At 45.4% G+C, this 388-nt stretch carries 1 protein-coding gene; it reads right to left on the bottom strand.

The features are described from left to right. The coding region (locus tag ETC00_RS20285) for a DNA translocase FtsK (RefSeq protein WP_305792679.1) at window positions 1–388 on the bottom strand (388 nt) is incomplete at both ends.

Raw genomic sequence — 388 nt, 5'->3', positions numbered from 1 at the left:
CGGTTATAGCCAATGCGAAATCTTCGTTGAATCATTGAAGTGGAGGCTGTTTCTTGCGTTAAGATGAACTGTACAACTTCTCCAAACAATGAATCATCTGAATCAATCGTCGTGACTTCTTCTTCTTTTGGCATCATCGCCTCGACATATTGAGCGCGTTGTTGGGTGATGACGTGATTTACGACTGTCTCGACTTCTTGATCCGAGACGAATGCCCCTTGGACACGAATTGGTTTATTCATCCTGTTAGCAAGCATAAGCATGTCACCGCGCCCGAGTAACTTTTCCGCCCCGCCTCCATCAAGAATTGTTCGCGAATCCGTTTGCGATGAAACTGCAAACGCGATACGTGAAGGGATGTTTGCTTTAATGACGCCAGTAATAACAT

Source organism: Brevibacillus sp. MCWH (genome assembly GCF_013096935.1).
Lineage (GTDB): Bacteria > Bacillota > Bacilli > Brevibacillales > Brevibacillaceae > Brevibacillus > Brevibacillus aydinogluensis.
This window is presented reverse-complemented; position numbering and strand designations above follow the sequence as displayed.